The sequence below is a fragment of the Zavarzinia marina genome, assembly GCF_021568905.1.
GTDB classification, from domain to species: domain Bacteria; phylum Pseudomonadota; class Alphaproteobacteria; order Zavarziniales; family Zavarziniaceae; genus Zavarzinia; species Zavarzinia marina.
Genome location: NZ_JAKGSB010000006.1, coordinates 183862 through 196766 on the forward strand (window position 1 = coordinate 183862; position 12905 = coordinate 196766).

13 protein-coding genes are annotated in these 12905 nt (G+C 67.3%); 7 read left to right on the forward strand and 6 right to left on the reverse strand.

All coding sequences use genetic code 11. The features are described 5' to 3' along the window. Positions 1-19 precede the first annotated feature (19 nt). The 3 genes from L2U69_RS16305 to L2U69_RS16315 form a co-directional block, all read right to left on the reverse strand. A complete protein-coding gene (locus L2U69_RS16305; protein WP_236108187.1) occupies positions 20-1165 on the reverse strand; it encodes an acyl-CoA dehydrogenase family protein in 1146 nt (381 codons plus the stop codon). Between the two features lie 130 nt (positions 1166-1295). Then, entirely contained in the window at positions 1296-3083 is a 1788-nt protein-coding gene (locus L2U69_RS16310; RefSeq protein ID WP_236108188.1) for an acyl-CoA dehydrogenase C-terminal domain-containing protein, read from the reverse strand. 186 nt (positions 3084-3269) lie between these two features. Beyond that, entirely contained in the window at positions 3270-3725 is a 456-nt protein-coding gene (locus L2U69_RS16315; protein ID WP_236108189.1) for a MerR family transcriptional regulator, read from the reverse strand. Between the two features lie 213 nt (positions 3726-3938). Here L2U69_RS16315 and L2U69_RS16320 point away from each other — a divergent pair, with 213 nt between their 5' ends. From L2U69_RS16320 to L2U69_RS16335, 4 genes are all read left to right on the forward strand, one after another. Further along, the gene (locus tag L2U69_RS16320; protein WP_236108190.1) at positions 3939-4283 is read left to right on the forward strand and encodes a DUF962 domain-containing protein; all 345 of its coding nucleotides are present in this window, start codon (positions 3939-3941) and stop codon (positions 4281-4283) included. Between the two features lie 86 nt (positions 4284-4369). Beyond that, positions 4370-5293 carry a sulfite exporter TauE/SafE family protein gene (locus L2U69_RS16325; protein WP_236108191.1) on the forward strand — a complete coding sequence of 308 codons (924 nt, stop codon included), beginning with the start codon at positions 4370-4372 and terminating at the stop codon, positions 5291-5293. Beyond that, a complete protein-coding gene (locus L2U69_RS16330; protein ID WP_236108192.1) occupies positions 5290-6060 on the forward strand; it encodes a TIGR02186 family protein in 771 nt (256 codons plus the stop codon). Before L2U69_RS16325 ends, L2U69_RS16330 begins: the two co-directional genes overlap by 4 nt. Positions 6061-6097: 37 nt before the next feature. Further along, positions 6098-6886, forward strand: coding sequence for a YdcF family protein (locus tag L2U69_RS16335; protein WP_236108193.1), 789 nt, complete (start codon positions 6098-6100; stop codon positions 6884-6886). A gap of 7 nt (positions 6887-6893) precedes the next feature. On the opposite strand, the gene L2U69_RS16340 is transcribed toward L2U69_RS16335, so the two are convergent. Beyond that, positions 6894-7940, reverse strand: coding sequence for an alpha/beta hydrolase (locus L2U69_RS16340; RefSeq protein WP_236108194.1), 1047 nt, complete (start codon positions 7938-7940; stop codon positions 6894-6896). Positions 7941-7965: 25 nt separating this feature from the next. Continuing rightward, a complete protein-coding gene (locus L2U69_RS16345; protein WP_236108195.1) occupies positions 7966-8613 on the reverse strand; it encodes a TetR/AcrR family transcriptional regulator in 648 nt (215 codons plus the stop codon). 371 nt (positions 8614-8984) lie between these two features. On the opposite strand from L2U69_RS16345, the gene L2U69_RS16350 reads away from it, so the two are divergent. Genes L2U69_RS16350 through L2U69_RS16360 form a run of 3 tightly spaced genes read left to right on the forward strand, consistent with a single transcriptional unit; the run spans position 8985 to position 12444 of the window. Continuing rightward, a complete protein-coding gene (locus L2U69_RS16350; RefSeq protein WP_236108196.1) occupies positions 8985-11480 on the forward strand; it encodes a mechanosensitive ion channel family protein in 2496 nt (831 codons plus the stop codon). Next, entirely contained in the window at positions 11477-11989 is a 513-nt protein-coding gene (locus L2U69_RS16355) for a PaaI family thioesterase (RefSeq protein ID WP_236108197.1), read from the forward strand. The genes L2U69_RS16350 and L2U69_RS16355 overlap by 4 nt, the downstream gene beginning before the upstream one ends. After that, on the forward strand, positions 11986-12444 hold the full coding sequence (locus L2U69_RS16360) for a PaaI family thioesterase (protein WP_236108198.1): 459 nt from the start codon (positions 11986-11988) through the stop codon (positions 12442-12444). The genes L2U69_RS16355 and L2U69_RS16360 overlap by 4 nt, the downstream gene beginning before the upstream one ends. 1 nt (position 12445) lies before the next feature. Here the strand turns inward: L2U69_RS16360 and L2U69_RS16365 are convergent, their stop codons facing one another. Beyond that, positions 12446-12904 (reverse strand): disulfide bond formation protein B, encoded by a 459-nt coding sequence (locus L2U69_RS16365; RefSeq protein ID WP_236108199.1) that lies wholly within the window; start codon positions 12902-12904, stop codon positions 12446-12448. Position 12905: the final 1 nt, after the last annotated feature.

The window sequence follows — 12905 nt, forward strand, 5'->3', positions numbered from 1 at the left end:
GGGATGACGCGGGAATGGATCACAGCATGCGGCTGATGAGTTCCTTCATGATCTCGTTGGTGCCGCCGTAGATCTTCTGGACGCGGCCGTTCACGAACATCTTCGCGATCGGATATTCCATCATGAAGCCGTAGCCGCCATGGAGCTGCAGGCACTCGTCCACCGCCTTGCACTGCAGTTCCGAACACCACCACTTGGCCATGGCCGCGGTCTGGACGTCGAGCTTGCCCTCGACCAGCAGTTCGATGCAGTGGTCGACGAAGACGCGGGCGATGCGGGCCTCGGTCGCGATCTCCGCCAGCTTGAAGCGGGTGTTCTGGAAGCTGAACACCGGCTTGCCGAACGCCGTGCGCTCCTTGGTGTATTTGGTGGTGATCGCCAGCGCCAGCTCGACGGTCTTGATCGCGGTGACGCCGATCTGCAGGCGTTCCGAGGGAAGCTGCTGCATGAGCTGGATGAAGCCCTGGCCCTCCTCGTGCCCGAGCAGGTTCGACGTCGGTACGCGGACTTCGTCGAAGAAGAGTTCCGACGTGTCCTGCGCCGCCATGCCCACCTTGTCGAGGTTGCGGCCGCGGCGGAAGCCTTCGACCTCATCCGTCTCGACCACGATCAGCGAGGTGCCATGGGCCCCCTTGGTCGGGTCGGTCTTGGCGACGACGATGATCAGATTGGCGAGCTGGCCGTTGGTGATGAAGGTCTTCTGGCCGTTGATGACGTAGTGGTTGCCGTCCTTCTTGGCCGATGTGCGGACCCCCTGGAGGTCGGAGCCGGCGCCCGGCTCGGTCATGGCGATGGCGCCGATCAACTCGCCCGTCGCCATGCGCGGCAGCCAGCGCTGCTTCTGCTCTTCCGAGCCGTAGGCATGGATGTAGGGGGCGACGATGTCCGAATGCAGCGAGAAGCCGGGGCCGGAGGCACCCGCCTCGATCTGGGCTTCCATCAGCATGGTGGAGGCACGGAAATTGAGGCCCGAGCCGCCGTATTCCTCGGGCATGGTGGCGCAGAGGAGACCGGCCGCGCCCGCCTTTTCCCAGGCTTCACGGTCGATGACGCCCGCCTCGTCCCAGCGTTCGTTGTGCGGCACGCACTCGCGCTCGAAGAACTTCAGCGCGTTGTCGTACACCATCCGGTCTTCTTCACTGAGCTTCAGGGTGCGCTCGAACATCGTTTCTCTCCTCTGCCAGGTTGTATGGTCTTGCGGAACCGTGGACGTTCCCCGGTTCCGCTGCCTTTTGTCGTGGCGGGGAACGGCGCTGGCCTCGCCGTTCCCCGCGTCTCCTCCGCTTGCGGAGTGATCAGAAGTTGGCCGCGTCCAGCGCCATGATGGTGTCGGCGCCGGCGGAGATCTTGGCCAGCAGCGACGCCGTCTCGGGCACGATGCGGGCGATGAAGAAGCGCCCGACGATCAGCTTGTTGTCGTGGAACTCGGTCGCCGTGCCGGCCGCCTTGGCTTCCAGCGCCACCTTGGCCATCTGCGACCACATGTAGGCGAGGACCTGGATGCCGAAGAGGTGCATGTAGTCGACCGAACCGGCGCCCGCGTTGTCCGGGTTGGCCATGGCGTTCTGCATGAACCACATGGCGCCGTCGCGCAGGTGGTCGGTCGCGGTGCGCAACCCGTCCAGGAAGGGCTTCAGGTCGGCGTTGCCTTCGTTGTCGGCGATGAAGGCCTCGATCTCGCCGATATAGGCCATCAGCGGCTGGCCGCCCTTGGCGCCGAGCTTGCGGCCGACGAGGTCGAGCGCCTGCACGCCGTTGGCGCCTTCGTAGATCTGGGTGATGCGGGCGTCGCGAACGAACTGCTCCATCCCCCATTCCTTGATGTAGCCGTGGCCGCCGAAGACCTGCTGGGCATTGACCGCGGACTCGAAGCCCTTGTCGGTCAGGTAACCCTTCACGACCGGGGTGACCAGGGCGACGATGTCCTCGTTCGCCTCGCGCACCGCCGCGTCCGGGTCGCGGTGGGCGATGTCGATCTTCAGGCCGGTCCACAGGTAGAAGGCGCGCGCGCCTTCCGTGAAGGCGCGGATCGACAGCAGCATGCGGCGCACGTCCGGATGCACGATGATCGGGTCCGCCGGCTTCTCGGGGAACTTGGTGCCCGAGATGGAACGCATCTGCAGGCGTTCCTTGGCATAGGCCGCCGCGTTCTGATAGGCGACCTCGGCCTGGGACAGGCCCTGGACGCCGACGCCGAGACGGGCCGCGTTCATCATGGTGAACATGGCGCGGAGCCCCTTGTGCGGCTCGCCGATCAGGAAGCCCGTCGCCTCGTCGTAGTTCATGACGCAGGTGGCGTTGCCGCAGATGCCCATCTTGTGTTCGATGTTGCCGGCCTTCACCGCATTGCGGGCGCCGAGCGAACCGTCCTCGTTGACCATGAACTTCGGCACGATGAACAGCGAGATGCCCTTCACGCCTTCCGGCCCGCCGGGGATCTTGGCCAGCACGAGGTGGATGATGTTGTCGGACAGATCCTGTTCACCGGCGGAGATGAAGATCTTGGTGCCGGTGATCTTGTAGGTGCCGTCTTCCTGCGGCTCCGCCTTGGTGCGCAGCAGGCCGAGGTCGGTGCCGCAATGCGGCTCCGTCAGGTTCATGGTGCCGGTCCATTCGCCCGACACCAGCTTCGGCAGATAGGTCTCTTTCTGCTCGTCCGTGCCCCAGACGTGGATCGCCTCATAGGCGCCGTGGGACAGGCCCGGGTACATGCCGAAGGCCATGTTCGACGACGAGACGAATTCGTTGACCGCGAAGCCCAGCACATAGGGCATGCCCTGGCCGCCGTATTCGGGATCGGAGGTGATGCCCGACCAGCCGCCCTCGGTGAACAGCTTGTAGGCTTCCTTGAAGCCCTTGGGCGTGGTCACCACGCCGTCCTCGATGGTGCAGCCTTCCTCGTCGCCCGACTGGTTGATCGGGGCGAGAACGCGCTCGCACAGCTTGGCGCCTTCCTCGAGGACCGCGTCGACGACGTCCTTCGGGGCGTCGGCGAAGCCCGACAGGTTGGAATATTTCTCGATGTTCAGAACGTCGTGCAGGACGAAGCGGATATCGTCCACGGGCGCCTTGAAGCTGGGCATTGGTCTCTCCTCAGACAGCCTGATTCCGGAAGGGGGACGGGGCGCCGCCGTGCGCGGGCCGCTCCCAGGCCCGCGCGCAACGATGTTGCGCATTCCCGCCGGTTTCCTTCCGGCTCGCATCGCCATAGCGGCTTGGCGAAGACAACTCAAGCATCTTTCCAAACAAATTTGTCAGCATGGCGGCGGTCACGCCGTCCGTGCCCTGCGCTGCCGGGGGGCCGCGATCGCCGCCTCGGGGTCGAGGCCGCGTTCCGCCAGCAGTTTCTCGAAATAGGTGCAGGCGGTGCCGAGCTCCGCCATGGTCTGATCGATGTCCTGGCGCTGGCGTTCCAGCGCGACCATCTTGTTGCGGGCGAGCACGAGGGTGAGGCGGATCTGTTCCGTCTGCTGGTCGCCGAGATCGTAGAGGTCCAGGATTTCGCGCAGTTCCGCCAGCGAGAAGCCGACCCGCTTGCCGCGCAGGATGAGCAGCAGGCGCACCCAGTCGCGCTGGGAATAGATCCGGGTCTGGCCTTCGCGGCGCGGGTGCAGCAGGCCGCGATCCTCGTAGAAGCGGATCGCGCGGGGCGTGACGCTGAATTCCTCGGAAAGCTGGGTGATCGAGTAAGTCTTCGATCCCGCGGGCTCCGCCCCTGTCCTCATGCGACCGCCTCCTCCTCTGGTTGGCGGAGTCATAGGTGACGTTGACGTTAACGTCAACTGGTCATTTGTCAGATTGGGAAATTTTATATCCCTGCCCATTGCCGAAATATTTCATCCATTGCGGAAAACCCCATATGCGAGTGCGCCGGCCGTCAACAGGGTTGTGGCAAAGACCGGCAAACCGGCGCAGGATCACGAAAACGGGAGAGCGCCATGACCAGCAATCGCGACCAGACGATCGAGCGTTACGCCGATTTCTTCCCCTATTACCTTCAAGAGCACGCCAAGCCGGAGACGCGGGCCCTGCACTATTTCGGCACCAGCCTGACCTTCGGCTTCCTGGCGGCGGCGGTGCTGACCGGCAATGCCTGGTGGCTGCTGGGCATGCCGCTGGCGGGCTATTTCTTCGCCTGGGTCGGGCACTTCGGGGTGGAGAAGAACCGCCCGGCGACCTTCACCTATCCGTTCTGGTCGCTGATCTCCGATTACCGGATGTTCTTCCTGTGGCTTTCGGGGCGGCTTCGCCGGCACCTGCGGGCCGCCGGCGTGACCGACTGAGGGCGCGAGCCCGCCCTGTGCATTGCACCACCGGACGGCGGCTCCCATAATCGGCCAGGAACTCGAAGCGCGACGGCCGATTCCCGATGCAGATCTACCTGCCCATTGCCGAGCTTTCGGTCGACGTCTTCATGCTTCTCGGTATCGGCGGGGCGGTCGGCTTCCTGTCCGGCCTGTTCGGCGTCGGCGGCGGTTTTCTGATCACCCCCCTGCTGATCTTCATCGGCGTGCCGGCGCCGGTCGCCGTGGGCACCGGGGCGCAGCAGGTCGTCGCCTCCTCGGTCTCGGGCGTCATCGCCCATTGGCGCCGGGGCACCGTCGACATTCCCATGGGCCTTGTTCTGACCGCCGGCGGCCTTGTCGGTTCCGGCCTCGGGTCGTGGGCCTTCGCGGCGCTGCGCAAGGCCGGCACGGTCGACGTCGTGGTCGCCATTTCCTATGTCGTCTTCCTCGGCACCATCGGCGGGCTGATGTTCGTCGAAAGCGCCAGCGCGCTCTGGAAGCAGCATCGCGGCGGCCCGCGACGGCGCAAGCTGCACCAGCACAATTGGGTCCACGGCCTGCCCTTCAAGATGCGTTTCCGGAAGTCGCGGCTCTACATCAGCGCCCTGATGCCGCTGACGGTCGGTTTCGCCATCGGCGTGCTGTCGGCGATCATGGGTGTCGGCGGCGGCTTCATCCTGGTGCCGGCGATGATCTATCTGCTCGGCATGCCGACCCAGGTGGTCATCGGCACCTCCCTGTTCCAGGTCATTTTCGTAACCGCCTCCGTCACTTTCCTCCAGGCCTGGGCGAACCAGTCGGTCGACGTCATCCTGGCCATGCTGCTGCTGGTCGGCTCGGTCATCGGCGCCCAGTTCGGCACCCGTGTCTCGATGCGCCTGAAGGGCGAGCAATTGCGCGTGCTGCTCAGCCTGCTGGTGCTGGCGGTCGGCCTTCGCCTCGCCGTCGACCTGCTGATCGAGCCGGCGGAACTCTATTCCCTGACCCTGATCGGGGGCCGGCCATGAGACGCGCCCTCGCCCTCTGCCTGTTCCTGCTGCTGGCCGGCGTCGCCCGGCCGCACGCCGCGCGCGCCGACAGTCTCAGCGCCGATCTCTCCCACCGCCTGATCGCCATCACCTCCAGCTTCACCGGCTCGTCGATCCTGGTCTTCGGCGCGGTGGTGCCCGACGGGCCGGGGCGGCGCGACGTGGTGATCGTGCTGCGCGGCCCGGACCAGAGCCTGCGGGTGCGCCGCAAGGAACGCGTCTTCGGCATCTGGGTGAATGCCGCGGCCCATCCCTTCATCGGCGTGCCCGCCTATTACGCCGTCGCCGCGACCCGGCCGCTGGAGGACATCGGCGCCGAAAGCCATTTCGCGCGCCATCAGATCGGCCTCGACGCGCTCCGCCCGATCGACTACGCCCTGCCCGAGGGCGCGCCGCCCGATCCCGCCGCCACGCCGTTCCGCGACGCCATCCGCCGCCTGAAGGAGCGGAACGGGCTCTACAACCCCATCCGCGTGCCGGTCACCTTCATCGGGCCGAACCTGTTCAGGGCCGAGTTCCAGTTCCCCTCCAACGTGCCCGTGGGCAGCTACAAGGCGGAGATCTATCTGTTCAACGACGGCGAGCTGGCGGGCGCCAATGCCTCCGCCCTCTTCGTCGACAAGACCGGCCTCGAGCGCTGGGTGTTCAAGGCCGCCCGCAACTATCCGGCCCTCTACGGCATCGCCGCGGTCGCCATCGCCGTCGCCTTCGGCTGGGGCGCCGCCGTCGTGTTCCGCCGCGCCTGAGCCCGACACCGGCCCCAACCCCGACCCCGGCACCGAGATGTTCTTCATCGCCTCCAAAATCTTCTGGCTGATCGCCGCGCCGTTCAACCTCGCCTGCCTGCTGGGCATCCTGGCGGTCGCCGCCGCGCTGGCCCGCCTGCGGCGGACGGCGCGGGGCCTGGCGTGGGGCGGGATCGCGGTCATCCTTCTCGCCGGGGCGACGCCGATCGGCCCCTGGGCGACGGCGGTGCTCGACCAGCGCTTTCCCATGCGCCCCGCCCTGCCCGGGACGATCGGCGGCATCATCGTCCTTGGCGGCGCCATCAGCAACGAACAGTCGATCGCCTTCGACACGCCGGTGCTGGCGGCCGATCCGGACCGGGTGACGGCGCTGCTCGAACTCGCGCGCCGCTTTCCCGAGGCGCCGATCATCTGGGCGGGGGGCTATGGCGGGCTGGGCAGCGTCGAGAAGACGGAAGCCTGGTTCGCCCGTGATCTCTATACCGCGATCGGCTTCGACGTCGCGCGCATCACCTTCGAGCCCCATTCGCGCAACACCCACGAGAACGAGGTGGAGGCGCGGAAACTGGCGGGCACGGTGGACGGCGCGCCCTGGATCCTGGTGACCGGTGCCGTCCACATGCCGCGCTCGGTCGCGATCTTCCGCCACGGCGGCTGGAACGTCCTGCCCTGGCCGGTGGCGCCCCTGTCGCCGGGGCCCGACACGGCGTGGGAACCGCTCGCCTTCGGGCAGACCCTGGAGCTTTCGACCCGGGGCCTGCGCGAATGGATCGGCCTCGTCGCCTATCGTCTCGCCGGCTATACCGACGAGATCCTGCCGGACTGAGCGGGCCTCAGGCGGCGAGGCCCGCGCGCAGCGACGCCGCGATCTCGGCGTTGGCCACGTCGGACGCCGCGACATTGCCGCCGAGCGAGATCAGGCCGTGGATCAGGCTGTCGTAGGCCAAGACCTTCACCGGCACGCCCGCCGCCGCCAGCGCCTCGCCATAGGCGCGGCCTTCGTCCTGCAGGGGATCGAAACCGGCGATCACCAGGGTCGCGGCCGGCAGGCCCGCCATATCGGTATTGCGGAGCGGCGAGACCCTGATGTCGGTCTTGTCCTGTTCGGGCGGCAGGAAATGGCCCATGAACCAATTCATGGCGTCATGGGTCAGCAGGAAGCCGTCGCCATAGGTTTCGTGGGACGGCCAGTCCCGGGCGATATCCACCACCGGATAGATCAGCAACTGGTGCCTGGGCAGGACATCGCCCGCGAGCTTCGCCTGCTGGCAGACGACGGCGGAGAGATGGCCGCCCGCACTGTCGCCGCCGACCGCGAGGCGCGCCGGATCGGCGCCATAGTCGGCCGCGTTGGCCACGACATGGCGCCATACCGCCAGACATTCGTCGATCGGCACCGGAAACTTGAACTCGGGCCCGAGACGGTAGTCGACCGACAGCACGCGGCAGCGCGCGGTATCGGCGTAGAAACGGCAGGGCTGGTCATAGGCTTCACGGTCGCCGATGACGAAACCGCCGCCATGGAAGAAGATCAGCATCGGCGCCGGACCCGCCGGCATGTCGTGAGGCACGTAGAGGCGCACCGGAATATCGCCATAGGGGCCGGGCACGCGCCGTTCCTCGACCCGGGCCATGGAACGCGGGCTGCCGCCGAACGTATAGGCCATGTCGCGATACATCTGGCGCGCCGCGGGCACCGGCAATTCGTTGATCGCCGGTCGCTTGGCCGCCAGGGCCAGCATGAACTGGATCTGCGGATCCAGGGTCTTGCCCTCGATCTGGATCGGCTTGCCGCCGGAAAGGCGCAGCAGCCACGACTTCGGCAGGCGCATCAGCAGCCACACCAGCCACTTCTCGATCAGTCGCTTCAGTTTCGACAAGTCGTCTCTCCCCTAGTCGTCTTTTTCAGCCGCGGGGCGCCGCCTGGGCCCCACGCACCAAGAGATTGGTCGCGAAACGGGCCGCGCGTTCCACGTCGTTGTCACCCGTCTCGATCATGCGCCCAGCCATGTTGACGGCGATGCCGTGAATGGCCAGCGTCAGATAGTCCGGATCGGTGCCGGCCGGCAACAGGCCGCGATGCACCGCATCCTCCACGTCCTCGCGCAATTCGCCGCGCCCCTCCGCCAGTTCGGGACTGTTGAACACGGTGGCGATGGCCGCCACGTTGCGCCGGATCAGGTCGTAGGTCGGCCGGTCCTCGACGACATAGCGGAAATAGGTCGAATAGGCCTGGTAGCAGAATTCCTCGAAGGTCCGCGCGGAGCGGCGCTCGGCGCGGAGTCTCTTCCGCAGGCGGCGGGCGCTGTCGTCGACGACGGCCCGGAACACCGCCTCCTTGGTCGGGAAATAATTGTAGAACGTGCCCGAGGCCAGCGAGGTGCGGCGGATGATGTCGCGCACCGTCGTCGCGTCATAGCCGAGACTGGCGAAGACTTCCCGCGCCGCGACCAGGATCTGGGCCCGGTTCTGGGCCTTGGTCGCCGCCCGCCGGCCGCCTTCGGCCTCGGCCCTTTCGCCGATGGGCCTTTCGTCGATGAGCCTTCCGTCCATGGGTCTTCCGTCCATGGGCTCGTCGTCAACCGACATTGCCTCGTCCCCGACAGACACAACGCTGTCCGCCATGCCACCCCCGTCCCCGGAATCCCCCGAATGCCGAAACGCCGCCGGACGGCGGCCCCGGCGGCCCGGCCGGGACGGAACCGCTGTTCCCGCCCCGCCAGACTCGGCCAAGAAAATGATGCTGTCGACGTTTTTCACACAGACGCCCGCCGCCCGAAAGCGATCGCCATCTTCCAGAAAATGACGCCAGCGTCAATTCACGGCGCCGCTCGGCGTGATGCTTGTCGCCATCTGCCGGCCTCGCTAGTGTCGCGTCGGAAAGTATGACACAGGCCGGCATGTTTCGCGCGACCCGACGCCCCTTGGCGCTCCTGATCCTTCTTCTGTCGCTGCTGGCCGTGCCGACGGCACGGGCGCAGTCGAACAACCCCGACCAGCCGATCGCCGGCGTGCCGGTGGCGGCGGATGCCGCCGATTTCACGCGCCAGGTGGAAACCTGGTCCAGGCGCCTCGAGGTACTCGACGGTGCCGTGCGCGATCCAGGCGCCGGCGAGGCGGAACTGATCGCCTGGCGTCACGAACTCGAAACCATCCGCGACAACGCCCGCGAAGCCGCGGCGGCGACCAACGAATCCCTGGCCAAGACCCGCACCCTGCTCGACGCGCTGGGCCCGCCCCCGACCGAGGAAGGCGCCAAGGAGGCGCCGGAACTGGCGCAGCAGCGCGCCAATCTGAACGCCGAACTGGCGGATCTGGACGGCCGCGCCAAGCGCGCCGCGATCGTCGCGGCCCGTGCCGTCGCCCTGATCGACATCGCGGTGGAGGCAACCCGCAAGTTGCTGACCGACCGGGTGTTGTCGCGCGAACCCTCGCCCCTCTCCCTCGAGCTGCTCGCCAAGGCCGGGCCCGAGGGCATGGATGTGGTCGAGCAACTGGCCGACGCACCGGCGAACTGGTGGACCATCGTCGCCGGTTCGGTCGATCTCGGCGGCGCCCTGCCGACCCTGCTCCTGGTGATCGCCGGGGCGACGGTCATGGGCTGGCCGATCCGCCGCTGGCTCCTGCGCCGGGGCGGGCCGCGCGCCGAGGTCGAGGCGCCCAATCAGGCGCGCCGGGTGCTGGCGGCGGCGGCCGGCGGGCTTGCCTCCTGCGTCATTCCGGTGCTCGCCATCGGCTCGGTCTATGTCTCGCTCAAGGTCCACGGCCTGCTGGTCGGCGACATGCGCTTCATCGTCACCGGGCTCATCGTCGGCCTGTCGCTCTATTTCGTCATCGCGGGCTTCGCCCATGTCGCCCTGCAGCCGCATCTGCCGCAATGGCGCGTCGCCGGCCTCGAGGAGGAGAGCGCCGACAGCCTCGATGCGCGGCTCAGGCTGCTGGCGGTCATGGTCGGCATCAGCGTCTTCCTGCGCATCGCCCTGCGGATCACCGACCAGGGCGAAAGTCTCGACGCCCTGCTCGATTTCCTGGCCAATTCGACCCTCGCCTTCGGGCTCTGGCCAATGCTGAGCGACCGGGCGTGGCGGCGCAGCGCCGCCACCATGGATGCCGCCGACGGCGAGACCCAGGATCCCCGACTCTATATCCTGCCGCGCCGGATCCTGCGCCTCGCGGTGCTGGCGATCCCGATCTCGGCACTCGCCGGCTATCACAATCTCTCGGACTACCTGACCCGCAACGTGGTCATGGTGGGCCTGCTGTTCGGCTTGTTCTGGGCGATCTCGACCCTGGTCGGGGAAGCGGTCTGGGCCCTCATCAATGCCCAGCGCGGGCCGCTCCGCCAGATCCGCGGCGCCCTCGGCCTTTCCGAGGATTCGGGGCGCATCGCCCATTTCTGGATCGCCGGCTTCTTCAACATCGTCCTTGCCGGCGTCATCTTCCTGCTGTTCCTGCCGAGCGCCGGGGTGCCGCGCCAGGACATTCTCGATTTCCTGGAATCCGGCGTCACCGGGGTGACCATCGGCAATTTCACCCTGTCCTTCACCGACATCCTGCTGTCGATCACGATCTTCGTCCTGGCGCTTCGCGTGACGCGGATGGTCCAGCGCCTGCTGGAACGGCGCATCCTGCCCCAGACCCGCTTCGACGTCGGCGCGCGCAATTCGATCAAGTCGGCGGCGGGCTATGCCGGCACCACCCTCGGCCTCGTCGTCGCGGTCTCGGTCGCGGGCATCGACTTCTCGAACATCGCCATCATCGCCGGCGCGCTGTCGGTCGGTATCGGCTTCGGCCTGCAGAATGTCGTCAACAATTTCATCTCGGGCCTGATCGTGCTGGCGGAACGCCCGATCAAGGTGGGCGACTGGATCATCGTCGGCACGGCCGAGGGCACGGTCCGGCGCATCAACGTGCGCGCGACCGAGATCGAGACCTTCACCCGCGCGACCGTGGTCGTGCCGAACGGCGAACTGCTGTCCCAGTCGATCGTGAACTACACGCTGCGCAACAAGATGGGGCGGATCGAGATCCCCGTCGGCGTCGCCTATGGTTCCGATACCGCATTGGTCGAAAAGACCCTGATGGAGGTGGCGACGGGGCACAAATCCGTGCTTTCCTATCCCAAGCCCTATGTGGTGTTTCAGGCTTTCGGCGCCAGCTCGCTGGATTTCATCCTGCGCTGCTACATCGCCAACGTCGAGGAGATCCTCTCGGTGCGGACGGCGCTGATGTTCGCGATCGATCGCGGGTTCCGCGAACGCGACATCGAAATCCCCTTCAACCAGACCGACGTCAATTTCAAGGACCGCGATTTCGAGCGCCTGGCCGCCCTCGTCGACCGCCTGGTCGAGGCCCGCCTCGCCGCCGGCGCGAACAAGGCGGCCGACACCGATACGGCCGAGGGGAAGACAGAAGCATGAGCGATACCACCGAACGCCCCAAGCTGATCGGCGAGATGATCGGCGACAACAAGGACATGCTGCTCGCCCCCATTCCCTTCGCCATGGCGGTCGGGATGGAGGTGGTCTCGGCCGGTCCCGCCCGCGCCACCCTGCGCCTGCCGTGGCGCGAGGACCTGGTGGGCAATCCCGAGACCGGCGTCCTGCACGGCGGCATCATCACCGCCCTGATCGACAACGCCTGCGGTTCCGCCGTCATCTGCGCCCTGACCAAGATGACCAGTGTCGCCACCCTGGACCTGCGCATCGACTATCTGCGCCCGGCGACCCCGGGCGAGGCCGTACTGGTGGACGCGGAATGTTACCGCACCACCCGCAACATCGCCTTCATCCGCGCGCTCGCCCATCACGGCGACCGCGACAATGCGATCGCCCATTCGGTCGCCACCTTCATGCTGGGCGCCAACAGGACGCCGCCGGTGGATCGCACGGGACCAAGTGACGGAACGGAAAAGGAGACGACGGCATGAATGCGCCGCCCGCCAAGCTGCCGCGCCTCAACCAGCCCGTCGGCGCCGACGATCTGTCGCGCCTGATGCAGGCCATTCCCTTCGCCCGCCTGCTCGGCGTGACCGCGACCACCGACGACGAGGGCCGCGTGATCGCCAACATGCCCTTCGCCGACCATCTGATCGGCAACCCGCGCCTGCCGGCGCTGCACGGCGGCACCATCGGCGCCTTTCTGGAAATGACGGCGATCGCGCAGCTGATCGCGGAAATGCCGGTGCCCGGCATTCCGAAGACCATCGACATCACGATCGACTATCTGCGCTCGGGCCGGCCGCGCGATACGTTCGCCCGCGCCATCGTGGCGAAGCACGGCCGGCGCGTCGCCAACGTCCGCGTCGAAGCCTGGCAGGAAGACCCGACGCGTCCCATCGCCACCGCCCACGGCCATTTCATGCTGCCGAACGAGAGCGCCTGACTCAGCGCCGGCGCGTCGCGACGAAGCCGACGACGCCGGCGAGCAGCGCGGAAACCACCGCGTTCCAGACCGCCATGGAAAGCCCCAGGAACGACCAGGCGATATCGCCGCAGCGGACCAGCGGCGCCTGTTCGATCGCCGTCAGCATCTCCTCGACCGTGGCGGCATTGCCGCCGCCACCGCCGCAGGATGCCAGCCCCTCCCACCATTCCTGTTCGACCCCGGCATGGAAGACGGCGATGCCGACCCCGGCCAGCAGCGCGAGAACGCCGAGCGCCAGCGCCCCGCCACGCGGCCGCCCGCTCAGCGCCAGGGCCAGCACGCCGCCCGCGATCGCCCCCGCATGGGCCCAGCGCTGCCACAGGCAGAGTTCGCAGGGCGCCAGCCCACCGAAGACCTGGAACCCGAACGCCCCGGCCAGCATGGCCCCCGAGCCGAGCACGAGGAGAAGTGCTGCCATG